The organism is Actinopolymorpha sp. B9G3, from assembly GCF_040120725.1.
Lineage (GTDB): Bacteria > Actinomycetota > Actinomycetes > Propionibacteriales > Actinopolymorphaceae > Thermasporomyces.
The window spans coordinates 75,553-100,342 of sequence record NZ_JBEEAB010000013.1 but is presented as its reverse complement, the minus strand read 5'-3'; the positions used below and the strand labels follow the sequence as shown (position 1 = coordinate 100,342).

Annotated in this window: 22 protein-coding genes; 10 read left to right on the top strand and 12 right to left on the bottom strand. The window is 68.6% G+C overall.

The genetic code is table 11. The features are described from left to right. Positions 1–83: 83 nt before the first annotated feature. Positions 84–1,016 carry a proline dehydrogenase family protein gene (locus ABNF93_RS22035; RefSeq protein ID WP_349330029.1) on the bottom strand — a complete coding sequence of 311 codons (933 nt, stop codon included), beginning with the start codon at positions 1,014–1,016 and terminating at the stop codon, positions 84–86. Positions 1,017–1,352: 336 nt separating this feature from the next. Next, on the bottom strand, positions 1,353–2,798 hold the full coding sequence (locus ABNF93_RS22030; RefSeq protein WP_349330028.1) for a helix-turn-helix domain-containing protein: 1,446 nt from the start codon (positions 2,796–2,798) through the stop codon (positions 1,353–1,355). Positions 2,799–2,943: 145 nt separating this feature from the next. Between ABNF93_RS22030 and aceA the strand changes: the two genes are divergently transcribed. Beyond that, a complete protein-coding gene (gene aceA, locus ABNF93_RS22025) occupies positions 2,944–4,464 on the top strand; it encodes an isocitrate lyase (protein WP_349330027.1) in 1,521 nt (506 codons plus the stop codon). 221 nt (positions 4,465–4,685) lie between these two features. Here aceA and ABNF93_RS22020 read toward each other — a convergent pair whose 3' ends face one another. The 5 genes from ABNF93_RS22020 to ABNF93_RS22000 all read right to left on the bottom strand — a co-directional run bounded on the left by ABNF93_RS22020 (position 4,686) and on the right by ABNF93_RS22000 (position 9,701). Further along, positions 4,686–5,531, bottom strand: a complete 846-nt coding sequence (locus ABNF93_RS22020) for an SGNH/GDSL hydrolase family protein (RefSeq protein ID WP_349330026.1) — start codon at positions 5,529–5,531, stop codon at positions 4,686–4,688. A gap of 193 nt (positions 5,532–5,724) precedes the next feature. Next, the gene (locus ABNF93_RS22015) at positions 5,725–6,564 is read right to left on the bottom strand and encodes a sugar phosphate isomerase/epimerase family protein (protein WP_349330117.1); all 840 of its coding nucleotides are present in this window, start codon (positions 6,562–6,564) and stop codon (positions 5,725–5,727) included. Positions 6,565–6,812: 248 nt separating this feature from the next. Next, on the bottom strand, positions 6,813–7,697 hold the full coding sequence (locus ABNF93_RS22010) for a sugar isomerase domain-containing protein (protein WP_349330025.1): 885 nt from the start codon (positions 7,695–7,697) through the stop codon (positions 6,813–6,815). Next, a complete protein-coding gene (locus ABNF93_RS22005; protein ID WP_349330024.1) occupies positions 7,694–8,704 on the bottom strand; it encodes an N-acetylglucosamine kinase in 1,011 nt (336 codons plus the stop codon). Before ABNF93_RS22005 ends, ABNF93_RS22010 begins: the two co-directional genes overlap by 4 nt. Positions 8,705–8,759: 55 nt before the next feature. Then, positions 8,760–9,701, bottom strand: a complete 942-nt coding sequence (locus ABNF93_RS22000; RefSeq protein WP_349330023.1) for a Ppx/GppA family phosphatase — start codon at positions 9,699–9,701, stop codon at positions 8,760–8,762. A 314-nt stretch (positions 9,702–10,015) separates the two neighbouring features. On the opposite strand from ABNF93_RS22000, the gene ABNF93_RS21995 reads away from it, so the two are divergent. Both ABNF93_RS21995 and ABNF93_RS21990 read left to right on the top strand, forming a co-directional pair. Continuing rightward, positions 10,016–10,852 (top strand): DUF3109 family protein, encoded by an 837-nt coding sequence (locus ABNF93_RS21995; RefSeq protein ID WP_349330022.1) that lies wholly within the window; start codon positions 10,016–10,018, stop codon positions 10,850–10,852. A 73-nt stretch (positions 10,853–10,925) separates the two neighbouring features. Next, positions 10,926–11,624: a class I SAM-dependent methyltransferase gene (locus ABNF93_RS21990; RefSeq protein WP_349330021.1), complete on the top strand. Its 699-nt coding sequence runs from the start codon at positions 10,926–10,928 to the stop codon at positions 11,622–11,624. Positions 11,625–11,651: 27 nt separating this feature from the next. Here ABNF93_RS21990 and ABNF93_RS21985 read toward each other — a convergent pair whose 3' ends face one another. Continuing rightward, positions 11,652–12,137, bottom strand: coding sequence for an SAM-dependent methyltransferase (locus ABNF93_RS21985; protein ID WP_349330020.1), 486 nt, complete (start codon positions 12,135–12,137; stop codon positions 11,652–11,654). A 274-nt stretch (positions 12,138–12,411) separates the two neighbouring features. On the opposite strand from ABNF93_RS21985, the gene radA reads away from it, so the two are divergent. From radA to ABNF93_RS21960, 5 genes are all read left to right on the top strand, one after another. Then, complete coding sequence (gene radA / locus ABNF93_RS21980) at positions 12,412–13,782, top strand: DNA repair protein RadA (RefSeq protein ID WP_349330019.1); 1,371 nt, start codon at positions 12,412–12,414, stop codon at positions 13,780–13,782. A gap of 263 nt (positions 13,783–14,045) precedes the next feature. Next, positions 14,046–14,216 carry a type II toxin-antitoxin system VapC family toxin gene (locus ABNF93_RS21975; protein ID WP_349330018.1) on the top strand — a complete coding sequence of 57 codons (171 nt, stop codon included), beginning with the start codon at positions 14,046–14,048 and terminating at the stop codon, positions 14,214–14,216. A gap of 201 nt (positions 14,217–14,417) precedes the next feature. Next, on the top strand, positions 14,418–14,945 hold the full coding sequence (locus tag ABNF93_RS21970; protein WP_349330017.1) for a DUF6318 family protein: 528 nt from the start codon (positions 14,418–14,420) through the stop codon (positions 14,943–14,945). Between the two features lie 188 nt (positions 14,946–15,133). After that, positions 15,134–15,823 (top strand): hypothetical protein, encoded by a 690-nt coding sequence (locus ABNF93_RS21965; protein ID WP_349330016.1) that lies wholly within the window; start codon positions 15,134–15,136, stop codon positions 15,821–15,823. A gap of 2 nt (positions 15,824–15,825) precedes the next feature. Continuing rightward, positions 15,826–16,341, top strand: a complete 516-nt coding sequence (locus ABNF93_RS21960; RefSeq protein ID WP_349330015.1) for a GNAT family N-acetyltransferase — start codon at positions 15,826–15,828, stop codon at positions 16,339–16,341. On the opposite strand, the gene ABNF93_RS21955 is transcribed toward ABNF93_RS21960, so the two are convergent. Further along, a complete protein-coding gene (locus ABNF93_RS21955) occupies positions 16,342–19,143 on the bottom strand; it encodes a family 78 glycoside hydrolase catalytic domain (protein WP_349330014.1) in 2,802 nt (933 codons plus the stop codon). A 230-nt stretch (positions 19,144–19,373) separates the two neighbouring features. Between ABNF93_RS21955 and disA the strand changes: the two genes are divergently transcribed. Then, the gene (gene disA / locus ABNF93_RS21950; RefSeq protein WP_349330013.1) at positions 19,374–20,459 is read left to right on the top strand and encodes a DNA integrity scanning diadenylate cyclase DisA; all 1,086 of its coding nucleotides are present in this window, start codon (positions 19,374–19,376) and stop codon (positions 20,457–20,459) included. 224 nt (positions 20,460–20,683) lie between these two features. Here the strand turns inward: disA and ABNF93_RS21945 are convergent, their stop codons facing one another. The 3 genes from ABNF93_RS21945 to ABNF93_RS21935 all read right to left on the bottom strand — a co-directional run bounded on the left by ABNF93_RS21945 (position 20,684) and on the right by ABNF93_RS21935 (position 23,702). Then, complete coding sequence (locus tag ABNF93_RS21945; RefSeq protein ID WP_349330012.1) at positions 20,684–21,136, bottom strand: lamin tail domain-containing protein; 453 nt, start codon at positions 21,134–21,136, stop codon at positions 20,684–20,686. 400 nt (positions 21,137–21,536) lie between these two features. Next, complete coding sequence (locus ABNF93_RS21940; RefSeq protein WP_349330011.1) at positions 21,537–22,697, bottom strand: Gfo/Idh/MocA family protein; 1,161 nt, start codon at positions 22,695–22,697, stop codon at positions 21,537–21,539. 270 nt (positions 22,698–22,967) lie between these two features. Further along, a complete protein-coding gene (locus tag ABNF93_RS21935) occupies positions 22,968–23,702 on the bottom strand; it encodes a hypothetical protein (protein ID WP_349330010.1) in 735 nt (244 codons plus the stop codon). A 114-nt stretch (positions 23,703–23,816) separates the two neighbouring features. On the opposite strand from ABNF93_RS21935, the gene ABNF93_RS21930 reads away from it, so the two are divergent. Beyond that, the gene (locus ABNF93_RS21930; RefSeq protein ID WP_349330009.1) at positions 23,817–24,779 is read left to right on the top strand and encodes an iron-sulfur binding domain-containing protein; all 963 of its coding nucleotides are present in this window, start codon (positions 23,817–23,819) and stop codon (positions 24,777–24,779) included. The last annotated feature ends 11 nt before the right edge of the window (positions 24,780–24,790 follow it).

Below are 24,790 nucleotides of genomic sequence, written 5' to 3'. Positions count from 1 at the left end.
TCACGATCATGATCACGGGGAACGGCGGGTACTGCGGGGCACCATGATCATGACGGTGATCATGAACCTGACCATGACGGTGATCATGAGCGGGTGACCAGGGAGCGCAGGAAGAACCCTGCGTTGGAGGGGCGTTCCGCGAGCCGCCGCATGAGGTACGGATACCACTGGTCGCCGTACGGCACGTAGACCCGCACGGTGTCACCGAGACCAGCCAACCGGCGCTGCTCGTCCGGCCGGATGCCGTACAGCATCTGGAACTCATAGCTCCCGCGCGACCGGTCATGGCGCATCGCCAGCGCCCCGGCGATCTCGACAAGCCGCGGGTCGTGCGTCGCGACCATCGGATAGCCCTGCCCGGCCATCAGGATCTTCAGACAGCGAACGTAGGCGCGATCGACGTCGATCCGCTTCTGGTACGCCACCGAGGGCGGCTCATGATAGGCACCCTTGCACAGGCGTACCCGCGAATCCTGGTGGGCGAGGTCGCGGCAGTCCCGCTCCGTGCGATGGAGGTACGCCTGCAGGACCGCGCCGGTCTGGGGAAAGTCGCGGCGTACCTCGTGCAGGATCGCCAGCGTCGAGTCGACCGTGGTGTGGTCCTCCATGTCGAAGGTCACGGTGGTGCCGACATTCTGGGCGGCGAGGGCGATGGTGCGGGCGTTGTCCACCGCGATCTTGTCGCCATCGACGCCGAGGGCCTGGCCGATCGACGACAGCTTGAGGGACACCTCGGTGCCGCGGGTGAGACCGGCCCGGGCGAGCCGGTCGAGGACCGTGAGGTACGCCTTGGTCGTACGCTCGGCATCCTCACGGTCGCGGGTGTCCTCGCCCAGCCGGTCCAGCGACACCGTGAGCCCGTCGGCGATCAACCGGCGAGCCGCCTCGACCGCCTCGTCGGCCGTCTCGCCCGCGACGAACCGCGTCACGATGGCCGACGACACCGGCATGGTGGACACGAACTTCTTCAGTCGGCGGCTCCGCGCGGCGGTCAGCAGCCCTTGCCGTAGTACCACGCTGGCCCTCCCATGTCCGTGCCCTGGTCCTGCCGTGCCCTGGTCCTGCCGTGCCCTGGTCCTGCCGTTGCCTTGGTTCTGCGTTTGGCCTGGTCCTGCCGTGGGCTCGCCCTGCCCTGGACTCACCCTGCCGGGACCAGCATGTCAGCGGCCACGGGTGGTTCGCACGTCAGTCCCGCGGGTGGCGGGCGGGGGCCGACCTTCGCATGAGGCGCCCTGCACCAAGACGGCCCCGCCTGGTGGACCTAGAGGTTCGCAAGAGGGTGCCCCTCCACCAAGCGGCCGCCACATGAGGGTGCCCCGGGCGCCTCAACCATCGCGGCTCACCCGGAGTCGTCATGCACTGTCGGCTGGGGCGTGCTGTTCGAGGAACGCGTACACATCCGTCTCGTCCACCCCGGGAAACACCCCCGGCGGCAGGACGGCGAGCACGTGCGAGTGGGCCCGTGTCGACGGCCACGCGCGCCCCTCCCAGCGCGTCGACAGCTCCGCCGGCGGGTGCAGACAGCACGGCCCCGTCGGACACCGCGACGTCGCCCGGTTGGTCGTCTCCCGCCCGCGGAACCACCGCGACGACTCGAACGGCACCCCCAGGGTCACCGCGAAGTGTCGCTCCCGCCCAGGGTCGACGTGGGAAACGCACCAATGGGTGCCGTCGGGCGTGTCGGTGTACTGGTAGTAGGTCGGATACCTGTCTGGCGAGGTGAAGACCTCCCGACCCGCCCAGCGCCGGCACATCCGCTGCCCCTCGATCGCGCCGCTCGCGTCCGCGGGGAAGAGCAACCCGTCGTTCTCGTACGCCTTGTAGATGATGCCGGCCTCGTCGTTGCGGACGAAGTGGCACCGCAGGTCGAGGTGTTTCGTCGCGAGGTTGGTGAACCTGTGCGCGGCCATTTCGTACGACACGGAGAACACGTCGCGCAGGTCCTCGACCGCGAGATCACGATCGGCCTTGGCCTGATGGAGGAACGGAACCGCGACCTTCTCCGGCACGAGCACGGCCGCCGCGAAGTAGTTGGCCTCGACCCGCTGGCGCAGGAAGTCGGCGAAATCGCGTGGCTGCTCGTGGTCGAGAACGAAGTGGCCGAGCGTCTGGAGCAGGATCCCGCGCGGGGTGTGCATGCCGAGAGACTCTCGGCGAACGTAGATCCGCCGGTTGCGCAGGTCCGTGATCGACCGGACCGAACGCGGCAGGTCCTCGGCGTACCGCACGGTGAACCCGCAGTGCAACACGATCGCGGCGACGAGAGCGTCGGACAACGTGCCGCCCCGGTAGCCGACCGCAGCCAGGGTGCGGACGGCGATCTTCTCGATCTCAGGGAAGTAGTTGCCGCGTTCGCGCATCTGCCGGCGAAGCTCGGCGTTGGCGATCCGTGCCTCCTCCGGCGTCGCCGTCGGCTTGGTGTCGCGGCGCTTGAGCTCGTCGTAGAGCCCGACCAGGTGTTCGAGGACCTCGGACGGCACCCGTGGGCCGACCTTGAGCGGCGGCAGCTCCAGCCGCTGGTAGAGCGGGTCGCGCTGGGCGTCGTCAAGGGCGATCTCCAGCTGCGCCCGCCGGCTCGGCGGCGCGGCGGACAGGAGCTCGTCCACTCCCACCTCGAGGGCCTCCGCCAGCTGGGTGATGAGGGAGAGCTTCGGCTCGCGGCGGCCGTTCTCGAGCAGGGAGAGCTGGGAGGGCGCCCGACCGACCCGGGCACCGAGGTCGGCGAGGGTCATCCGGCGCGTTCGCCGGAGATGCCGTAGTCGTTGCCCAAAGGTCGCTAGATGCAGATCATCTGGCAATGTTCGGCTTCCTTCACACCGAATGTCCTGAACAACTTGATACTACGAGAAGAACTGCAGAAGTTTCCAGGCCAGATGCCCTGCCCTTTGTGTCTGCCCCTTCCAGACTCAGGACAGGAGCACACCCGAAGGAGGGGAACGCACGATGACGCCACGCGAGACGACATCGAGCAAGTCCACCGCGCGCGGACGAGGATCCGACGCGCACGAGCCCGAGCCGCCCAAGCGGCGCCGGGAACGCACGGCAAAGCCCTCGACCTCAGATCTGCCGGCCACGATGAGGTCGGTCGCCTCGACGAATGGTGCGGGTGCAGACAGTCAGCAGGCACGCGACCGCGCCGCCCGCCGGGCCGCCGACGACCTACGCCGCCAGTGGGAGACCGACCCGAGGTGGCACGGGATCGAGCGCCTCTATTCCGCCGAGGACGTCGTACGCCTGCGCGGCTCGATCCAGGAGGAGCACACGCTCGCCCGCCTCGGCGCCGAACGTCTCTGGCAGCTGCTCCAGACCGAGGACTACATCCGCGCGCTCGGCGCGCTGACCGGAAACCAGGCGGTTCAACAGGTCAAGGCCGGGTTGCAGGCCATCTACCTGTCCGGCTGGCAGGTCGCCGCCGACGCCAACATGTCCGGGCAGACGTATCCGGACCAGAGCCTCTATCCCGCCAACTCCGTTCCCCAGGTGGTACGCCGGATCAACAACGCCCTGCTGCGGGCCGACCAGATCAGCGTCTCGGAGAGCCTTCGCCATCTGGGCAACGGCAAGGCGGACGCGCCCTCGGACCAGAACGGCAGCGCGCCCTACTGGCTGGCGCCCATCGTGGCCGACGCCGAAGCGGGCTTCGGCGGGGTCCTCAACGCGTACGAACTGATGAAGGCGATGATCGCCGCCGGTGCCGCGGGGGTGCACTGGGAGGATCAGCTCGCCTCGGAGAAGAAGTGCGGCCACCTCGGCGGCAAGGTGCTGATCCCGACCGGGCAGCACATCCGTACCCTCTCGGCGGCCCGGCTCGCCGCCGACGTGTGTGGGGTGCCGTCCCTCGTCATCGCCCGCACCGACGCGCACGCGGCGACACTGGTGACGAGCGATGTCGACGAGCGGGACCGGGAGTTCGTGACGGGCGAGCGGACCGCGGAGGGGTACTACCGGGTGCGCAACGGGCTGGCCGCCTGCATCGCCCGCGGGCTGGCCTACTCACCGCACTCCGAGCTGTTGTGGATGGAGACGTCCACGCCCGACCTCGAGGTGGCGCGGAAGTTCGCGGAAGCGATCAAGGCGGAGTACCCCGACCAGATGTTGGCGTACAACTGCTCGCCGTCGTTCAACTGGAAGCAACACCTGGACGACGACACGATCGCGGCGTTCCAGCGGGAGCTGGGTGCGATGGGGTACGCGTTCCAGTTCATCACGCTGGCAGGATTCCACGCGCTGAACCAGTCGATGTTCGACCTGGCGCGGGGATACGCGGAGTCCGGCATGCCGGCGTACGTCGCCCTGCAGGAGAGGGAGTTCGCGGCCGAGCCCGACGGCTACACCGCGACGCGGCACCAGCGGGAGGTCGGCACCGGGTACTTCGACCTGGTGAGCACCGCGATCTCTCCCGACTCGTCGACGACCGCCCTCACTGGGTCGACCGAAGAGGAGCAGTTCAAGAACACCGCCTGATGTGGCGTGGCGGTCGCCCGCTTCGCGCCCGCATGAGGGGGCCCTTCGTCCACTAGGTTCGCGTGAGGGGCCCTCTCATCCGACGGCCACCAGCATGAGGGGCGCCCTCATCCAACGGCGACCAGCGTGAGGGGCGCCCTCCCGCAGCAGCGGACTGCGTGATGCGTCCCGCCTCCGAGGGCATTCGCGTGAACGGCCCCCTCACGCGACAGGTCGGTCACTCAGCCGCGCAGAGCCGGCTCGACGAGGTTGGCGTAACCCTGCTGTCCGGCGCGGTTGGGATGGTACGACTCGCCGATCGGGTTGGACAGGCCGTTGATCCACTCGACGTCGTCGCAGACCGAGTGGCCGGTATAGGCGCTGCGCGCATCGGCGAACGCGAAGCCATGGGAGGCCGCCCTGGCCCTGATGGTGGTGGCCAACAGGTCGGCGGTGGCGTTGAGCTCGGCCTGCTCGCCAGGGCTGATCCGGGCGGCGAGATTGCACTCCTCGCCGTTGAACAGCCGCGGATAACCCACGACGACCACGCGCGCGTTGGGTGCGGCGTTCCGGATCGCCGAATAGAGCCCGTCGAGGAGGCCGGGAAGGGTGTTTCGGATGAATGCCTGTGAGTTGTCGATCGCCCCCCAGCACGTGGTCGGCCAGGGCTGCGCACACTTGATGATCACCGGGGCGAACCCCGCGTCGTTGCCTCCGACCGATGCCGTCACGTAGCGGGTCGAGGCGTTGAGGCTGCCAAGCTGGTTTCTTCGTACGTCTGAGACCTTCGCACCAGAGCAGGCGGCAAATGTCAGCGCCGCACCGAGCCGGGCCGCGTCGAGCACCGGGTAGGCGTACGGCGAACGCTTGCAGGTGGTGCCGTCGTCGTAGTAGGACCGCGTGCCCACGCCGGAGGAGTACGAGTCGCCGAGCGCGGTGTAGGCGGGCGCGGCGTGTGCCGGAGAACCGCCCACCAGAACGGAACCGACCGCGAAGCCGAGAACGACGAAAATCCTGCCCGCCTGCTGCCGAATCCCGCGCATCGCGGACTCCTCCACGCCTGAGGCGAAGGCCACAAGCCGGCTCATGCAGAGATAAAGCGGGCTTTAGGCCGGATGTCGCACTCAGGGTGCGTGAAGGTTTACGTGCGGATCAAGAGAACGACCGGAAATGGATCACGAGAGTCGGGCGGACCGCTCAATGGGCGCCGTGACCATGAAGGAAATCGTCAGTATCGCCGCAAACCCTTCGTGATCACGATCATGATCACGAGGAAGGGGGCTACTGGGACGGTGCGGCGGGGCCGATGGCTTCGATCGTTCCGTCGGCGGTGACGGCGTAGGACGGAACGACGGGCGCGGCGAAGTTCAGCCGGGCGTACGCGAGCGCCTCGACCAGGTCCGCCTCACGTTCGGCCCGACCGGCGGCGCGGCGCGTGTTGACCTCCAGCACGATGCTGCCGCCGAAGCCGCGGCGGGCGAGCAGTTCGAGCACCTCCGCACACCGCTGGCCCCCCCGGCCCGGCACCAGGTGCTCGTCCTTGTTCGAACCAGAGCCGTCGGCAAGGTGGATGTGAGTCAACCGCTCACCCAGGTCGTACGCCATGTCATAGGCGTCGACGCCCGCCGTCGCCGTGTGAGACAGGTCCAGTGTCACCTCGGCGTAGTCGAAGTCCCGCGGATCCCAGCCGGGAAGGTACGCCTGAAGTCCTTGCCCTGCGGCCTTCCAGGGGAACATGTTCTCGACCGCGAAGCTGATCCCCGTCTCCTTCTGCCGGCGCGCAATGCCAGCCACGAAGTCGCGGGCGTAGTCGCGCTGCCAACGGAATGGCGGATGTACGACGACGACCTTGGCGCCGAGGGCCTTGGCCGCCTCCGCGCTGCGGTCGATCTTGCCCCACGGCTCGGTGCCCCATACCCGCTGGGTGATCAACAGCGTCGGCGCGTGGATGGAGACGATCGGCAGCTGGTGGTATTCGCTGAGCCGGCGTAGCGCGTCGATGTCCTGGCTCAGCGGATCCGCACCCACCATGACCTCGACACCGTCGTAGCCCAGGCGGGCGGCGAGCTCGAACGCCGTCGCCGTCGACTCCGGGTAGACCGAGGCGGTGGAGAGTGCCATCCGGGCGTCGGGGACGCGTACGACGACGTCCTTGCCGCGGACCCGAGTGGTGGCACCTGGTGGCTGCACGGCGTCCAGCGTACGGCCCGGGGGGTTCCGTCCCGACCGTACGTCGTGAAGACAGCCCGTGACCGGCTCCCTCTCATCCGGTGAGGCTCCGCGAGCGACTCCCGCCTGTGATCACGACCGTGATCATGATCATCGGTGAGAGGCCACCTGTCGGGCGTTTCCGGCATGCTCAGGGCGGGTCAGGGTTCGCTGTGCGTGACCCGGGTGCCGTACCGGGCTTCCATGCGTTCGTTGTGGGCGTCACCTTCGGGGACGTTGGCCGACACGTAGACCGGTACCTCGTGCCCGGCCGCGAGGAGTCGCGCGCACACCTGCGTCGTGATCATCTGCGCGATCACCGCGCCGGTCACCGAGGAGGTCGGACAGATCGTCAGGCTGGCGCCAGGTATCGCCAGCTCCGCATCGCCGTACGCCGAACAGTTGTCGATCACGACGTCGGCCACCTCGAACAACCGCAGGCCGGACGGATGCCGCGAAGTGATCCCCCGACTGTGTTCCAACGACGTGACCGCAACCACCGGATGGCCCCGCTCCTTGGCGAGCCGAGCCATCTCGACCGTGCTGCCATTGCCACCCGAACTGGAAACGACGAGGAACACATCCCGGGGATGGAGATCGTGCAGGGGGAGAATCCGCGCGGCGAGGGCCGGATCGCGTTCGACGAGCGGGTCGAGAATCGCGGCGGGATCCTCGCCGCCGCGGAAGACCAGGTCCTTGACGGCCAGCATGTTCGCCGGTACGAGACCACCCGCCCGCCCGGCGATCTCCATCGCGAACGCCCGGCTGTGCCCGGTGCCGAAGACCTGGACGATGCCACCCGCGGGAATGGCGTCGGCGATCAGGTCGGCGACCGCCGCGATGGGTTCGCGCTGGGTGTTGACCACCCGGTCGATCGCCGTGCGGAGGACACGGACTGCGGCATCGTCGTCGATCCGCGCCCCTCTGGGACCGTCCCCAGCGGCACCTCTGTCCAGGCGCCCGCCGTCCGTCCGCGCTGCGTCCTCCTGCCGTGCGTCCCGGACCACTGCCTCCGCGTGTGCGCCACCTGTCCGCTCTGCGTTCATGACTTCGCCGTCGTGGTGGTCGGAGCGCCGGCAGAGTGGACGACCACGCCGGCGAGGTGCGGAACATCCTGGTCCACTGCCAGCCGGGCAGCGCCCGCCAGTGAGTCACCGCGCGGATCGCGCAGTTCGGCGGCGGGGCACAGCTGCGCCAGTCCGGCGGCGAACGCGTCGAAGATCACCGGGCCACCGAGGACACTGCCCGCCCACGACACCGGCACGCTACCGTCTGCTGCGGTCGGGAACGCCTTGCGTACGGCAGCGGACGCACACACGGACAACTCCTCGCCCGCACTGAGGCACAGAACTCGCGCCACCGGGTCGGACGCGGCCAACACTGCGACCTCCGCGGCGAAGGAGGCGACGTCGGCGATGAGCGACGGGGAGCGGTACCAGGCCTTGACCGCCTCCCGCAGGGGGCGACCGACGCGCTCCTCGGCCCGGGCAGTCAGGGCGGTGGTGGCTCCGCGTCCTTCGTACCCCGCCACCGCAGCGCGCAGGCCCGCCAGGCCGAGCGAGAAGCCGCCGCCGGCGTCTCCGAAGAGGTAGCCCATCCCGTCGATGTTGGTCAGCTCGCCGCCCGGCGTCACCGCCAGGCAGTTCACGCCGGTTCCGGCCGTCACGACGACGCCGGAGTCGCCGCCGAGCACGCCGAGGTGAGCGGTCACGTCGTCGCCGGTCAGCAGGACGGTGCGGGCGCCGAGCTGTTCGGCGAGGAGGGGAGCCAGACGTTCGCGGCTGGGCCGGTCGTAGGCACCACCGGCCAGGCCGAGCGCCACCACCTCGACAGGCGCGGGCCGGCCGAGGGCGACCCATGCCGACACCACCCGCCGGCACTGCTGGTCGATCGGGTCCTCGCCCGTCGTCCACTGAAAGCCCGGCACCGACACCTGCTCGCCCAGCCGCGGCGTCGGACCGGACCGGTCGACCACGCCCATGAGAAGCTTGGTCGCTCCGCCATCGACCGCCAGCCGTACGCCTTGCCCCTCCGTATTCCTCGCCGTGCTCATCTGGTTCCCTGCGTACTCGTCCGGTCCGGCGTGCTCGTCGCGGTCCCCGGTGTCCTCACGCGAAGTCCTCCGGTTCCATCGTGTCGAGGTGACGCAGGATGACTCCTTCGCGTAGCGCCCACGGACAGGCCTCGAGCTCGTCCGCCTCGAACAGGTCCATCGCCGCCTCCGCGACCATCGCTCCCGCCAGCAGCTGCGGCGCGCGCCCAGCCGAAACGCCGGGGAGGTCCGCGCGTTCGCCAGCCGACATGGCGGAGAGCTTCGGCAACCACTGGTTGAGGACGGACCGCTGCATCGTCCGCTTGACGTACGGGCCTTCCGACGAGGGGGCCGCGCCACAGACGCGGGCGAGCTGCCGGAAGGTCTTCGACGTACCCACCACATGGTCCGGCGCGCCGAACCTCAGCACCTGGCCGGCGTACTTCGCGATCTCCGCCCTGATGTGCCTGCGCAGCGCCCTCACCTCGTCGGCCGGCGGCGGGTCGGACGTGAACCACATCCGCGTGAGCCGGCCCGCACCGAGCAGCATCGACATCGCCGCGTCCGGATCCTCGTCCAGACCGGTCGCGATCTCGAGCGAGCCGCCGCCGATGTCGAAGACCAGAAGCCGGCGGGAGGACCAGCCGAACCACCGGCGTACGGCGAGGAAGGTGAGCCGGGCCTCCTGGTCGCCGGACAGCACGCTGAGGTCGACGCGCGTCGCGGCCATGACGTCCCTCAGCACGGCGTCGCCGTTGGTCGCTTCTCGAACCGCCGACGTGGCGAACGCGAGAACCGACTGACAGCCCTTGTCCTCGCCGATCTCGAGCGCCTCCGCGACCAGGCGCTTGAGCTCAGCCGCGCCAGCGGAGGAGATCTCGCCGGCGGAGTCGAGATGCTCGGCGAGCCGGAGTTCGGTCTTGTGGGAGTACGCAGGAACCGGCCGAGCACCCGGGCGCGCGTCGACGACGAGCAGGTGGACGGTGTTCGAACCCACGTCGAGGACGCCGAGCCGCATGATCCGAGGCTAGCTGGTCCGCCCCGACCTGGCAGCGCACCCGCGCCCTCTCCCCGCGCGACCCGGTCGGTCCCCATCCCGTGATCATGATCGTGATCATGAAGATTCTTCGGCGATATTGCCGCTCTTCCTTCATGATCACGGGACCAGCACCTGCGCACGCCGGAACCAGGTCGTACGTAAGACCCCGGTCGTTCGCCGGACCCAGGTCGTATGCCAAACCCAGGCCGTACGCGGGACCCCGCGAAACTGGTCCACCACCACACCGGCGGGCGTCGCGTGTCTCACGGCGTACGAGGCGTAGGGTTTCGTAGATGCCCGAGGTTTCTCTTGACTTCCCGCGCGCCTGGGTCGAGTTCACCGATCCGGATGACTCTGACCAGGTGTTCCGCGCGGACCTGACCTGGTTGACCTCTCGTTGGAACTGCATCTTCGGATCCGGTTGCCACGGCATCTTCGCCGAGGAGCCCGATGCCGGGTGCTGCGTCATGGGAGCACACTTCGCCGACAAAGCCGACGAAAAGCGGGTCCGCGGCTGGGTCAAGAAGCTCACCGACGACGACTGGCAGTACCGCGCCGAAGGCAACAAAGCCGGCTGGATCGAGAAGGACGATGACGGCGAACGTAAGACCCGCGTCGTCGACGGCGCGTGCATCTTCCACAACCGTCCGGGGTTCGCGGGCGGGACCGGCTGTGCCCTGCACAAGCACGCGCTCCGGATCGGCGTCCACCCGTTGGAGACCAAGCCAGACGTGTGTTGGCAGCTTCCGATCCGGCGGCTCTACCGTGACGTCGAGCTGCCGGACGGCACTTCGTACACCGAGGTGACGATCACGGAGTACGACCGGCGCGGCTGGGGCCCCGGCGGCCACGACTTCGACTGGTACTGCACCGGCAACACCGAGGCGCACGGCGCCCGCGATCCCGTCTACGTGTCCAACCGTCCCGAGCTGGTCGAGTTGATGGGACAGGCGGGCTACGACGAACTCGTCAAGCACTGCGAAGCGCACCTCGCCCGTGGCGTCCGCACCGCGCCGCATCCGGCCGATCCTGTACGCCGACCGCGGGCGCGTACGCAATCCAACGGGCAGGCCGGCCAGGTCCGCGTCACGGCGGGGAAGGGCAAGAGCAAGGGCGCCCGCCGCCGCTGACCGCCGCCACCGGTGCCGGTGCCGGCGCCGCCAGCCGTGCCGGTGCGGGCGCCAATCTTCTACCCTCAGGTGCGTGCCACGCATCGCCACGGGAGCCCGACCGAGCCCCAACATCTGGAACGCCCCCGGCAGCTACGAGCTCGAGAACCGCGCCGCCGACCCCGACGGCGTACTCGAGCAGGCCATGATCGAACGCCGACCCTGGCACGGCGCGACCATTCTCGACATCGGCTGCGGCACCGGCTTCCATCTCCCCCGATTCGCCGAGCACGCCGCCAGGGTTGTCGGCGTCGAACCGCACGGGGGCCTCGTCGAGCACGCGCGCCGACGGTGCCGAGCCATCCCGCACGTGGAGGTCCGCCAGGGCACGGCCCAGGCCCTGCCCATCCCGGACGCCTCTGTCGATGTGGTGCATGCGCGGTGGGCGTACTTCTTCGGGCCCGGATGTGAGCCGGGTCTGGGCGAGATCAGCCGGGTCACGCGGAAGGGCGGGGCCGCGTTCATCATCGACAACGACGCGACGCGGAGTACGTTCGGCGGCTGGTTCAGGGCGGCCTTCCCCACTCACGATCCACATGCGGTCGAAGCCTTCTGGACCCGCCGCGGTTGGCGCCGCGCACCTCTCGACATCCGCTGGCAATTCGAACGACGCGAGGACTTCGAGTCGGTCGTACGCATCGAGTTCCGTCCCGAGGTCGCCGAACGGGTCCTCGCGGCGTGGCCGGCCCTCGACGTCGACTACGCCGTCAACCTGTGGTGGCGGACGTTCTGACCCGGAGTCTTGGACGGTCGGGCGGCGTCAGTAGTAGGTCCGCATGAGTTCACGGATCCAGGCAGGCTCCCGGACCGGACCGCGTGGCCCGAACTCCTCGACGTACGGCTTCACGTCCAGCACCGGGCTCCCGTCCAGCGCGTCCAGCCCGCGTACGGTCAGCGTGAGCCCGTCGACGGCGACGATCTCGCAGCAGGAAACGCCGATGTGGTTGAGGCGGTGCGGACTGTGATCGGCGAGGATCCCGACGCGCGGCCAGTGCGGATTGCTCCGCGGATGCGCCGCCCCTGACCGTTGCCGGGTTGACCGGTGGAAATAGAACACCACTTCGAGGTGGGAGTAGGCCACCAACCCGAGCGTGGCGTCGGGGTCGAGTTGCCCACCGTCGAGGACGATGCGGGCGATCTCGTCGGCCCAGCCATCCTCGCGTACTTCGTGCCGCCCACCGACCACGACGCCGAGGGGCACCATCTGGATGGCGGTTCTCGCATCCGTACTGATCTGTGTGCTCACGTCTGCCCAGCCTAGGTCGCGCCGCGGACATCGACACAGCCGATGAGTCGCAACGGCTGGCCGGAAGTGTCCTTCGCCCCCGATGGCCGCTGCCTCACGACCTTCGTCGAAGGACTCCTCTTTTGTGCCGTACGCACGTCAGCCGCCGACCGGTTCAGCTACCCCGTCCTGGGATCTTGTCCGTACGCCTGCCAAGGCTGGGTTGACGGCCAGTTCGCCGGCCTGGCGCGGCGAACCCAGCCGCTGTCGGTGCCGGCTACTACCGTCTCGGCACATGGGAAGAGCGACGGCAGCGCGTGCCCTCAAGCCGGCCTACCGCTGTGGCGAGTGCGGCTGGCAGGCGACCAAGTGGGTCGGTCGTTGTGGCGAGTGCCAGGCGTGGGGCACGGTCGAGGAGGTCGGCGCGCCGCGGGTGGCGGTGACCTCCGCCGGCCCGGTCACTCAGCGCGCCGTGCCCATCGACCAGGTCGACGTCGAGGCAGCGCGCGCGGAGCCCACCGGCATCTCCGAACTCGACCGGGTCTTCGGCGGCGGCCTCGTCCGAGGCGGAGTCGTCCTGGTGGCCGGCGAGCCGGGCGTCGGCAAGTCGACCTTGCTTCTCGAGGTCGCCGCCGAACGCGCCCGGACGCAGGCGCGGAGCCTCTACGTCTCAGGCGAGGAGTCAGCGGCCCAGATCCGGTTGCGGGCGGAGCGAATCGACGCCCTCGCGCCACGGTTGTATCTCGCCGCGGAGACCGACCTGTCGGCGGTGCTGAGCCATGTGGATGAGGTACGCCCGGACCTGATCGTGCTGGACTCCGTTCAGACGGTGGCGTCGGCCTCCGTCGAGGGCGCGGCCGGGGGCGTGACCCAGGTCCGCGAGGTCGCGGCCGCGATGATCCGGGTGGCGAAGGAGCGCGGCATCGCCGTCCTCATGGTCGGTCACGTCACCAAGGACGGCTCGATCGCCGGCCCGCGGGTCCTGGAACACCTCGTGGACGTCGTCCTGCATTTCGAAGGCGACCGGCACTCTCGGCTCCGCATGGTCCGCGCGGTGAAGAACCGGTTCGGTCCCACCGATGAGGTCGGCTGCTTCGACTTCGCCGACGGCGGGTTGAAGAGCCTGCCCGATCCGAGTGGGCTGTTCCTGACCCAGCGGCCGGAGCCCGTTCCGGGTAGTTGCGTGACCGTCACTGTCGAGGGCAAGCGGCCGTTGCTCACCGAGGTACAGGCATTGGTGGCCGCCTCGAGCCTGGCCAGCCCGCGTCGGGCGACGTCCGGTCTGGACTCGAGCCGGCTGTCCATGGTGCTGGCGGTGTTGGAGCGGCGCGGCGGACTTCCGCTCGGCAAGCAGGACATCTACGCCTCGACAGTGGGTGGGGTACGCCTGCGCGAGCCGGCGTCCGACCTCGCGGTCGCCCTCGCTGTTGCCAGCTCCATGACGGACATTCCCCTGCCGCCGCGGATGATCGCCGTCGGCGAGGTCGGGTTGGCTGGCGAACTGCGTCGCGTGACGGGCGTCCAGCGACGGTTGGCCGAGGCGGTGCGGCTCGGCTTCACCGAGGCCGTCGTACCGCCTGACAGCGGACCCGTGCCAGACGGCATCCGGGTTGCCGAGGCCGCCGATCTCGGCGTCGCCCTCCTCGCCGCCCGCCAGCTTCAATGACCTGAAGGTGAGGCCTGGGTCGACCTTGGGACCGGTCGGCGCGCGATGTTCCTCAGGTTGACTGACCTCGCGGGGAATCCACCGGCCGGACTGCACCGAATCGGCGCACCTCCGAATGACGCGCTTCGGCCGACTCTGAGGCAAGAGCAACGGGTCAGGCGGTTCAGTTGTGGACAACCCCAGCATTTCAGACAAAGGGGGAGGCCCTGACCGAGGCTGTGCCGGGCGCTTTGCGCCATTTGGCGAGCTTCCCCATCCGGCATATGCCACTCGGGCCGTTGCTGGACCGAATGTGGGAGCTCCGCAACAACGTCACCCCGTATGACGCCGCCTATGTCGCCCTGGCCGAAGGGCTCGGATGCACCCTCATGACCTGCGACGCCAAGCTCGCGCACGCGGGTGAGGCGAGATGCCACATCGACCTGATCATGTGATGGGGTGCGGATCCGGCGTGCTCCCGTCGGACTCGGACGACAGACGATTCCGCCCGCGCCATGCCGAACGGCCTGTGGATGAGGACTTCCGAAATGTGGCGAATCGCCTAATGTACTCCCATGCTCACGCCTGGTCGTGCCGGAACACCGCCACCCCTGCATCGGATCGCGCTCGCCTGCACGGGTCTTCTCCTCGCCGTCATGCCGGTCGCATGCGCGAACAACCCTGAGCCCACGCCCGTCGACACCGCGTCGAAGGAGCCCACCAGCAAGTCGCCGGCCGCGTCCGAGACACCCAGCCCTTCGCCGAGCCCGTCCGCTGCCGCCGGATCAGTCGAGGAGCAGATCCACGCCGCGACAGTCGCCTTCTACAACGCGGTCAACGAGGCATACGAGACGCTGGACTCCGCGCCGATCGAAGCGCTCACGGTTCCTGGTTCAGGCGCCGGCCAGCGCTACATCGACTACATCGAGTCCGTGAAGTCAAAGGGCCACCGCTTCGAGATAGTTGGCGAGGGCCTCACAGTTCGCAACTTCAAATTAGATCCACGCGATGCGGATGATCAGTTCGAATCCGCAACGTTCACGCTGATGGACGCTGGCGCGACTGAAGTTGACGGGAACGGGAAGGCCGCCGAGAAGTTTCCGCCGGATTCCTGGAGGTATCGCGTCGAATTCCAGAAAAAGGGGGACCTATGGCTGGTACTCAGGCAACGTCAAGTCTCATAGTCCTGCGCACTGCTGTCGTAGTGCTGACGATCCTGTGCCTTGCCCTGAGTATCTCAACGGCAAACTATGCCTACGCCGATCAGAGCGACGACCCCTGTAGAGGATGTGGGGACCCTCCTCCGCCTCCGCCGCCGCCGCCGGATCCGGAGCCTCGCGGTGAGGGTGATGCGTTTGTCGGGCAGGCCGCGTTGTTCAACCAGGACGGCCAAGTTGTCGATTCCGGCGGCTCCTCCTGCCCGGGATGCGAATGGCGGCTCGAGAAGACCTGCGAACTCGGCGGCAACGTCCTCTGCCACGAGCTCATGCGGTGCGGCGAGAACGACGACGGATCGCCCCGCTGGGTCCACGACGTGTTCCTGCTCCGACCGGGCGGAGGCGGTTGGAACCAGGTCGGCACCCTGTGCCTCGGCGATCCCGACGATGCCCTCACTCCCGACGACGTCTGGAACCAGGTCCAGACCCGCTGGCGCACACTCGTACCCGCCCAGGCACCCAAGCTGCAGCCACCCGATGGTCAGGCCGTCACCGAACTCCCCACGTTCTTCCACTCCGGCCAGCCACGGCTCATGCCCGCCGCCACCGTTCCCGTCTTCAACTTCGAGGTCACCGTGACGGCTCGCGGCGAGTGGGAATGGACCTTCGAACCCGGACTCACGCGTGAGTTCAACATCCCCGGAAACACCTACACCGACCCCAACCCGCAGGTCGTCCACACCTACGAGACCACCGGCCCACGCACCATCACGCTTACCACCCGCTGGTGGGGCAGCTTCACCATCGGCGACCGCGGCCCGTACGACATCGAAACCCCCGCCACCCAGGGCCCCTACGACATCGCTCTCGACGTCGTCGAACTCAGCCCAGTCCTCCGCCGATAGCGATGCGGCCTTCCCTTTCGACGAAACGCCTGCGCCTGCGGGCATTTCGGCGCGATGACGCACCGGCGTTACACGAGATCTTCGCCGATCCGCATACACACACGATCGGCGGTGGTCCGTTCACCCGGATCGAGCAGACCGAAGCATGGATCGAGCGTCGAATCGCGACCCGAACAGACCTGAGTCTTTGTTGGTACGGAGTGCGGCTGAAGGCGACGGGCCGGCTCATTGGCAACTGCGGCATCTTTGTCGGACGGACCGGCGCGAACGAACCAGAGATCGGCTACATGATCAGGCGGGACAGCCAACGTCTCGGATACGCCACCGAGGCAGCGGAGGCGGTCCTCGCGGAGTGCGCCCGTGCCCGGCTGGGGCGTGTGTGGGCAACGGTCCGTCCGGGCAACCTGGCATCGGTGCGGGTCCTGCAGCGGATAGGCATGGAACTCGACCGCCGCGAGGACGACGACAAGGGAGCCCTGCTCTTCCTCTCTCGCGCCCTCCATGATCGGCCAACCTGATCAGGTGAAGATGTGGACGCCGTCGCCGCACTCGCGGGCGTCTTCGTGGCCACCTGCCGCTCGTGGGAGGTACACCTCGCCGGTTACGCCGGGTGGAAGTTCCACGCGGAGTTCGTATCCGTCGTCACGCCGCCGCCATGACGTCGCCACCCTGCCGCGGATGGTGTCGATGGAGGCGTACGCATGACCGAGCGCCTGGGGTGGCACCGGCCGGACCCGCACCGTTGCATACCCGGGCGCGGACGGTGACAGCCCGGCGAGGTCCTCGACGAACCACTGGTCGACATGGCCGAAGAAATGGTGGTTCCGCGAACGCGAGTCCGCACCCCAGTGCTCGTACAGCGAGGTCGCGCCCTGTTCGATCCAGAAACCGTAACCAGGGTAGGTACGCTGGGTGGCCGCCCTGAATGCCAGGTCCACCTCGCCGTTCGCGGTCAACAACGGAAAGAGCAGCTTCGTACCGATCACACCGGTGTCAAGGTGATCTTGACGGGCATGGATGTCCGCGACGAGATTGCCGAACACTCTTGGACGCACGTCTTGCGGCACCAGGCCGAACGACAGCGCGATGACATTGGCCGCCTGACGGTACCCCGCCGGCTTCTCGCCGTGATAGATCCCCGCCGCGGCATCGAAGAAGGCGCGGTTGAATCCGGACCTCAACCTGCCCTGAAGCTCTTCGTACGCAGGAATGTCGCCGTCCCGGCCGATCACCGCGGCGATGGCGGCGAGCAGTGCGGCGTAACGCCAGGTGTACGCCGTCTCATAGATGCCCGGACCCTCCGGCGGTGCCCCACCCACATCCGGCGGCAGCCAGTCCCCGAGTCCCACCAGGACGACATCATCGTCGACGTAACCGTCGACCAGATAGTCGAGATAGCGTCGCGCGTGATCGTAGTGTCGGGAGAGAATCCGTTCATCACCGTAGGACATGTACATCGTCCACAGGATTTCGACGTACGCCACCTCCCACGCCGGAATCGGACCGGCGATCGCCGACCGCGAATCGCCGTGATAGCCCCACCCACTGGTCGGAATGATGGGAGGAAACTCGCCACTCAGCATCTGCGCGTCAACCCAGTCCTGCAGCCACTTGGTATAGAAGCGCGGCATGTGAAAGTTGTGCGCGGCCGCGCCGGCAGTGAGGTGGGCGTCACCGGTCCAGCCGTTCTTCTCGAACACCGGCGTATCCGTCGGCACGCCGTGCAGGTTGTTGAGAATCGCCCAGCGGGTCGCCGAATGCAGTCGATTGACCAACTCGTCGTCGCACAAGAACTCGCCCGTCGACGCGACCGACGTGTGGACGACGATAGCGCGCAGGTCCGCGAGCGCGGGCCGGTAAGGCTCGCTGCCCTTGCCGTGGCTGTCGACGCCATCCACCGGATACTCGACCTGGACGAACTGAAATCCCTTGTACGAAAAGCGCGGCTCGTACGTTTCGACGTCACCGCCCCGGAGAACGTACGCGTCGGTCTGGATATCGGCATCGATCAGCCGCAACTGCTGGTCGGTTTCGACCGTGCCATCGGCACGCAGCTTCTCGCCGTAGCTGATCGTCACCTCCGTACCCGCCGGCCCCGACAGGCGCAGCCGGGCCCACCCGGCGATCTGCTGGCCCACGTCGAAGACGAACACCCCTGGCCGCGGCGAGGTGAGCGCGACTGGTGCGATCTCTGCCACCGGCTCGATCGGTTCGACCTGCTGCGCGCGCAGCGCACCCTTCGGCGGCGCCACCGCGGCCGCGGGCGACCACCCGGAGTCGTCAAAGCCGCGCTCGGTCCATCCCGGCTGCTCGTGGCGGGCGTCGTAGCGTTCACCGGCGAACAGCGAGTCCACGCGGACCGGACCGTCGATACTGCGCCAGGTCGGGTCGGTCACGATCCGCTGCACACGGCCATCGGCGTACGACACGACCAACTGGGCCAGCAGTTTCGGGTGGTCCCACCAGGGTGCCTGCTCCCAGTACCACACGCTCGTCGTCGGCTCGCCGTACCGGCCCCGCCCGAGGTGGGCGGCGAGTACGTGCTCGGCGCCGGGCGGCCCGGCCGCGAGGAGGTCGGTCACGTCATACGTCGAGTAGAGGACGGTGGCGTCGTAGTTGGTGGGCGCCGGGTCCAGCACCGCACGCCCGATCCGGTGGCCGTCGAGGTAGTACTCGCCATATCCCAACCCGCAGGCGTAGAGCCGCGCCCGCACAGGCGGGCTGCCGGTCGAGTCCCCACGCGACAACCTGAACGCCGTACGCAGGAGCGGCGCGGGCAGGGCTTCGGCCGCTCCGCCGTTCGGCAGGCCGCCCGCCGACCAGCTCGCCGGGTGTCCGATCCACCTGGCACCGCCCCAGTCGTCGGGCGAGAGCAGACCCATCTCGAACGACGCCGGATCCGACCACTCCGACGCCTCGCCGGCCGCATCCCAGACACGGACCGTCCAGAGATACGGCGTGGCCGACCGGAGGGGCTGACCTGCGTACTCCACCTGCGCCGAACGCCTCGACTCGACGGGCCCGGAGTCCCAGACATCGGACCCGCCGGCGAGGAGCACGTCGACCGAGGACGCCACCCTGATCTGGTACGCCGACTGACCGGCCGCTGAACCCCGCGAACCCTCGTCCTGGGAGCCGTAGTCGGTGCGCCTCGTCCCGGTCGCCGCGGGTGTGGTCGCCGCGGGTGTGGTCGCCGCAGGTGTGGTCGCCGCAGGTGTGGTCGCGAGGAGCCAGGAGAACCTCGGGGCCGGCTCCTCGAGGCCCACGGGGTTCTCGGCGTACTCCGTGCGCAGGGTGTGTGGTCGGACAGCTGCGGTCATCGGCCCCTCCCAGAGTCTGAGCGGGTACGAAGATGCCGTCTCGCCCGCCCAGCCGCACCGCTGTGTCCACTACCGGTCACGTTGAGCGACTTTTGGCCTCCGGCAGGGGCCCAACACCGTCAGACTCCTGACTTACCACTCACGCAAGGCACCGGGCATGGCGTGCGGCGCGACGCCGGGGCCCCCCACGTAGACTGCTGCAGAGCAGGCTTGACCAATCCTGGAGAGTTGTGGCTGCAAGTGACAAGGGCCCGGACGCCCGACTCCGGGCGACGCTCGCCGCGGTCGCGCCGGGAACGGCGTTGCGCGACGGGCTCGAGCGCGTCCTCCGCGGCCGTACCGGCGCCCTCATCGTGCTCGGATACGACCGCACCGTGGACACGTTGTGCACCGGCGGCTTCGCTCTGGATGTCGAGTTCAGTGCCACCGGGCTCCGCGAGCTCGCCAAGATGGACGGCGCGATCATCGCCGACCGCGACTGCACCCGGATCCTGCGGGCCGCCGTCCACCTGATGCCCGACTCCTCGATCCCGACGGTCGAGACGGGCACCCGCCACCGCACCGCCGAGCGGGTCGCCAAGCAGACCGGATTCCCGGTCGTCTCGGTGTCACAGTCGATGCGGATTATCGGGCTGTACGTCGATGACATCAGGTACGTCCTCGAGGACACCGGCCAGATCCTGTCCCGCGCCAACCAGGCCCTCGCGACGCTCGAGCGCTACAAGCTCCGGCTCGACGAGGTGTCGGGCACGCTGTCCGCACTGGAGATCGAGGACCTGGTGACCGTTCGCGACGTCGCCGCGGTCGCCCAGCGGCTGGAAATGGTGCGCCGGATCGCCAACGAGATCCAGGGGTACGTCGTCGAGCTCGGCGTCGACGGCCGGCTGCTGTCCCTCCAGCTGGACGAGCTCGTCGCAGGCGTCGGGCCGGAGCGCGAACTCGTCGCGCGCGACTATCTCCCCGCCGCTCCCAGCCGGCGACCCCGCAACGTGAACGAAGCCCTCGACGAGCTGGACGCCATCTCCGCCACGGATCTGTTGGACATCGGCTCGGTCGCCCGCGCTCTCGGCCACGGTGGCGACGCCCTCGACGCGGCGGTGAGCCCGCGCGGCTACCGGCTCCTGGCCAAGGTGCCCCGCCTCCCCGGTGCGGTCATCGACCGGCTCGTCGACCACTTCGGCAGCCTGCAGAAGCTGCTCGCCGCGAGCATCGACGACCTGCAGGCGGTGGGTGGGGTGGGAGAACACCGCGCCCGCTCGGTCCGCGAAGGACTGTCCCGGCTCGCCGAGTCGAGCATCCTCGAACGCTACGTCTGAGCCTGCACTGGCGCGCCGCGCTGGTTGTACGTACGCATGCAAGGCAGCACCCGGGAGCCTTTTGCATGAAAGGCATCAGCACCCAGGGAGCCTTTTGCGTGAGCGGCACCCCACCCAGGGAGCCTTCACATGAAGGGCACCCTGGCCCCATAGGGACGCATCAGGGGCGCCCCTGACCAACCGCTTCAGAAGTGCCGACGCCACCGGCCGGTGAACGTATGACGTCAACAGGTGGTGTAGCTGCCCTTGCTTCCCCACGAGCAGCTGTCGACGAGTGTCCGTGCGGGCGTACGAAGGTAGGCGGTGTCGCCGGTGTTGTTCCAGACGTAGTCGCCCTGCCCCCAGTACCGGTGGGAGGTGGTGTTGGTGCCCTTCCCAGTGTGGATGTAGACACTCTTGCCGGCGCCGAGCGTGTAGGTGGCGAAGGTGTAGACGTGATTCGCCTTGTCTCGCAGGGTCCAGCCCTTGAGCTTGATGGCGGACGTCCGCCGGTTGGTCAGGCGTATGTACTCCGCGTTCAGGCTCTTGTTCGACCGGGTGTCCGTGCCCGGCGAGTTGTAGTAGACCTTGGTGATCTGTACGGCGGGCGTTGCCGCGTGACCGGGGCCAGCGGCGAAGAGCGCAACCCCTGCCGCGAGCGCCAACGCCGACACGAATCCGATGAACCTTGCCTTCATCTCTCCCCCTCATTGCGTTCCTGCGATGACAGCGGCGTCGGCGAAGCTGGTAGACGGCACCGCCGACGGTCGTCCTGCCGCCCCCTCCGAAGCAGGAAGACCGCCGACGTGCGTGTGTGCGGCTCACGAGTCCGAGTCCGCGGTGATGGACCCGGCACGCGAGCTCCTACATCCCCGTGTTGGTGCGCGTGCGCCATTGAGTATTGCGTATACGCAATGGATTTCGCAAGTCGGCTGGAAGGCCATCAGATTGCCCACGGGCCGGACCATTCAGCGTCAGAAATCCCCGTTGCGCGCACGCGACGAACGCGGGAGACCCGGCGAGTCCCGCCCGAGCCACGGACCCCCGCGGAGCGCCGAACAACGCAGGCCGGCGGAGCGACCTCTCAGTGGGTTGAGCTCACCCGCCGAAGTGGGCCGCAGCCGCCGGGTCCACGTCAGGAACCCGCACCGGGACCCCGCCGGACCGCAGCGACTCCGCTCCCGCACATCCGGCCGCCACCGCGTACCTCGCCGCGACCGGCGACGTCTCGGTGTCACCACCCTCGCGGGCGTACCGCAGGAACTCCCCCACGATCCGCGGGTCCGCACCACCGTGACCACCGGTCTCCGGCTCCAGCGGAACCGCGACATCTCCCTCGGCGTGGTAGTCGTGCCGCTGGTTCCACACCCGGATCGCCGTGCCGGGCTCACCATTGCCGAAGTTCTCGATCCGCCCCTCGGTACCGATGATCGTGTAGTTGCGCCAGTAGTCCGGCGTGAAATGACACTGCTGGTACGACGCGAGAATGCCGTTGCCGAGCCGCATCGTCAGCATCGACACGTCCTCGACATCCATGGCCGGATTGAGCCCGGTCAACGATTTCGGCGGCCAGCGCTTCAGGCGATCGGCACTCTTCCACCACGCCGTGGCTTCGCCACCGCCCTGTTCCGGCGAATACACCATGCGGTCGCCCATACCCGTCACCTCTTGGGCGTACGACCCGCACAGCCAGTGCAGCACATCGATGTCGTGCGCGCCCTTCTGGAGCAGCAGGCTCGTGCCATACCGTCGTTCGGCGTGCCAGTCGGCGAAGTAGAAGTCGCCGCCGTTCCCGACGAAATGCCGGCACCACGCCACCTTCGGTTCGCCGATGGCGCCGTCGTCGATCAGCCGTTTCATTTCCCGTACGAACGGCATGTGGCGCATGTTGTGCCCGAGGTAAAGCCGGCCATCCGACTTCTGGGCCGCGGCGAGAATCCGGTCGCAGCCCTCGGTGGTGATCGCCATCGGCTTTTCCAGGTAGATCGAAATTCCGGCGCCCAGCATGGCGAGCGCGTGTTCCTCATGCAGGTAGTCGGGACTCACGACAAACACCGCGTCCAGACCGTACGCGAGGAACTCGTCGAGATCCTTTGTCGTGCGTACGCCTGAACCGAAATCGTTGCGGAACCGGTCATGCGCCGAGGTGTCCGGGTCGTAGAGGGCGACGACCCTGGAGCCCTCGTCGGGCCGGTGCGCATGCCTCGACAGCCCACCGCGGAGGCCGTATCCGATCACGCCGATCGCCAGATCTGTCATCGAGAGCCGCTCCGTTCGCATGCCGTCGCTCCGGTGGCGAGGTTGGCCTGAACCAGCGCACGACGATGTGCCCATTGGTGCTTGAAACCCCGGAACGACGGTCGCATCTACGCAAGCACCGCTCGCACGCTAGTCCCTCGCCGCGAGCGCTGTCACGGTGCGGAATCGGCCATCTCACGTCCTGAGAGCCGGCCCGGGGCTCCCGGTCAGCGGTTCCGCTTGAGCACCACTCGAACCGCTCGGGCACGGCGACGACAGTGAATGCTGCGGTCAGATGGCGGTCAGCTGGAAGCGATCGGTCGCGGAAGCCCGACCGTGCACGGAGGCACCCGCCGCGTAGTAGCCGGGCAGTGCCTTCGGCTGCCCGGAGGGGCACCCTTCGCGCGAACGCATCCCCGGCCACGCGATCGCGACCCTCTGCGCCTTCGCCGGGCCGAGGGTGAACGTGCCCGAAGGTACGACCGACGGGCAGTGACTCGTGTCCCAGATCAGGTCGTTCCCAGAGGTGACCTGGACCTGGAACGACTCCGCGTCGACGGTAAGGACGCACGGATCCGCACCGTCGTTCACGATCTCGACGACGACATCCACCTCAGATCCGGCCATCGCCGGGCCGTCCTTCGCGGCGTCCGTACGTACCTCGAGCCAGCTCGCGGGACAGGCGCTCGGACTCGCCACCGGTCGCGCACCCGGCTGCTTCGTGTGCGCGGGTGAGGTCGCTGGCACCTTCACTTCTGGCATATGCGACTCCTTCCCCCCGCCGGAGGTTGGGCGCGGGGCCGACGGAGCCGACGGGGTGTTCCGCGACTGCGGCCGATCAGATGCGTTCGACGTGGGACCCGCCCCGTCGCCGCGGGCGGGCGCGGCGGCACCTTTCGGATCGTTCGGGGTCAGCGAGCTGGCGACGAGCCAGATGAGGAGTGCGAGCAGGACGAAGAGGACCGCCCGCCGTGCCCAGTAGACCCACGCCGGCAGCGGCCCGACCGGCCGGAGCAGCGAGCCCATGACACGGAGCGTAACGAGCCGGCCGCGCGATATCCCGCCCCCACGCCGTACTCCTCACGGCCGGAGACCGCTAACCCGACACCGATACCAGCGCGTGGGAAGATCGGTCTTGTCATGCCGACGTCACCTCTGCACGCGCCGGTCCTGCGCTGGTACGCCGCCAACGCCCGCGACCTGCCCTGGCGACGGCCCGAAGCCAGCCCGTGGGGCATCCTCGTCAGCGAGATCATGCTCCAGCAGACTCCCGTGAACCGCGTCCTTCCGGCGTACGACTCATGGCTGCGACGCTGGCCAGAGCCGCGTGCGCTCGCCGACGACGCTCCCGGCGAGGCGGTGCGGCAGTGGGGTCGGCTCGGCTATCCGCGTCGGGCGCTGCGACTGCACGCGGCCGCGACAACGATCGCGCGCAGCCACGACGGCGACGTCCCGGCGGCGTACGACGATCTTCGCGCGCTCCCCGGCATCGGCGACTACACCGCGGCCGCGGTCGCGTCGTTCGCCTTCCGGCAGCGGCATGCCGTGCTGGACACGAACGTCCGGCGCGTCTTCGGACGGGTCGTCGAAGGGGTGGAATACCCGCCGACAGCCACCACTGCGGGCGAACGCCGGACCGCTGCGAGCCTGCTACCGGACGAGGCCGAGACAGCCGCATCCTGGGCGGTCGCCGTCATGGAGGTCGGCGCGCTCGTGTGCACGGCGCGGTCGCCGCGGTGTGCGGCCTGCCCGCTCAGCCGGATGTGCGCCTGGCGAATCGCCGGTCGGCCGGCGTACGACGGACCCGCGCGGCGGCGACAGACGTACGAGGGCACAGACCGCCAGTGCCGGGGCCGGCTGCTGAGGGTCCTCCGTGAAGCACCCGGCCCGGTCGCCAGACCGGAGCTGGACGCCGCCTGGTCCGACTCGATCCAACGCGAACGGGCCCTCGACAGCCTCGTCGCCGACGGTCTCGTCGAGCCCGTGACCAGTGACGCGTTCCAACTCCCGGCCCGATCAGAGCGAGCCGAGCCCGCCAATGATCATGAAGGCAAACAGAGCCATGAAGGGAAACGGGGCCATAGTTCCCCATACGCTTCGTGATCACGATCATG

Bases quoted from the DNA above. Each gene is read 5' to 3' on its own strand.
- ABNF93_RS22005 (WP_349330024.1), bottom strand. From the start codon at position 8,704: ATGAGCACGGCGAGGAATACGGAGGGGCAAGGCGTACGGCTGGCGGTC.
- ABNF93_RS21935 (WP_349330010.1), bottom strand. From the start codon at position 23,702: ATGGGCTCGCTGCTCCGGCCGGTCGGGCCGCTGCCGGCGTGGGTCTAC.
- ABNF93_RS22015 (WP_349330117.1), bottom strand. From the start codon at position 6,564: ATGGCACTCTCCACCGCCTCGGTCTACCCGGAGTCGACGGCGACGGCG.
- ABNF93_RS21975 (WP_349330018.1), top strand. From the start codon at position 14,046: ATGCCACTCGGGCCGTTGCTGGACCGAATGTGGGAGCTCCGCAACAAC.
- ABNF93_RS21945 (WP_349330012.1), bottom strand. From the start codon at position 21,136: ATGAAGGCAAGGTTCATCGGATTCGTGTCGGCGTTGGCGCTCGCGGCA.
- ABNF93_RS21940 (WP_349330011.1), bottom strand. From the start codon at position 22,697: ATGACAGATCTGGCGATCGGCGTGATCGGATACGGCCTCCGCGGTGGG.
- radA (WP_349330019.1), top strand. From the start codon at position 12,412: ATGGGAAGAGCGACGGCAGCGCGTGCCCTCAAGCCGGCCTACCGCTGT.
- aceA (WP_349330027.1), top strand. From the start codon at position 2,944: ATGACGCCACGCGAGACGACATCGAGCAAGTCCACCGCGCGCGGACGA.
- ABNF93_RS22010 (WP_349330025.1), bottom strand. From the start codon at position 7,697: ATGAACGCAGAGCGGACAGGTGGCGCACACGCGGAGGCAGTGGTCCGG.
- ABNF93_RS21960 (WP_349330015.1), top strand. From the start codon at position 15,826: ATGCGGCCTTCCCTTTCGACGAAACGCCTGCGCCTGCGGGCATTTCGG.
- ABNF93_RS21970 (WP_349330017.1), top strand. From the start codon at position 14,418: ATGCCGGTCGCATGCGCGAACAACCCTGAGCCCACGCCCGTCGACACC.
- ABNF93_RS21930 (WP_349330009.1), top strand. From the start codon at position 23,817: ATGCCGACGTCACCTCTGCACGCGCCGGTCCTGCGCTGGTACGCCGCC.
- ABNF93_RS21955 (WP_349330014.1), bottom strand. From the start codon at position 19,143: ATGACCGCAGCTGTCCGACCACACACCCTGCGCACGGAGTACGCCGAG.
- ABNF93_RS21995 (WP_349330022.1), top strand. From the start codon at position 10,016: ATGCCCGAGGTTTCTCTTGACTTCCCGCGCGCCTGGGTCGAGTTCACC.
- ABNF93_RS22000 (WP_349330023.1), bottom strand. From the start codon at position 9,701: ATGCGGCTCGGCGTCCTCGACGTGGGTTCGAACACCGTCCACCTGCTC.
- ABNF93_RS22020 (WP_349330026.1), bottom strand. From the start codon at position 5,531: ATGAGCCGGCTTGTGGCCTTCGCCTCAGGCGTGGAGGAGTCCGCGATG.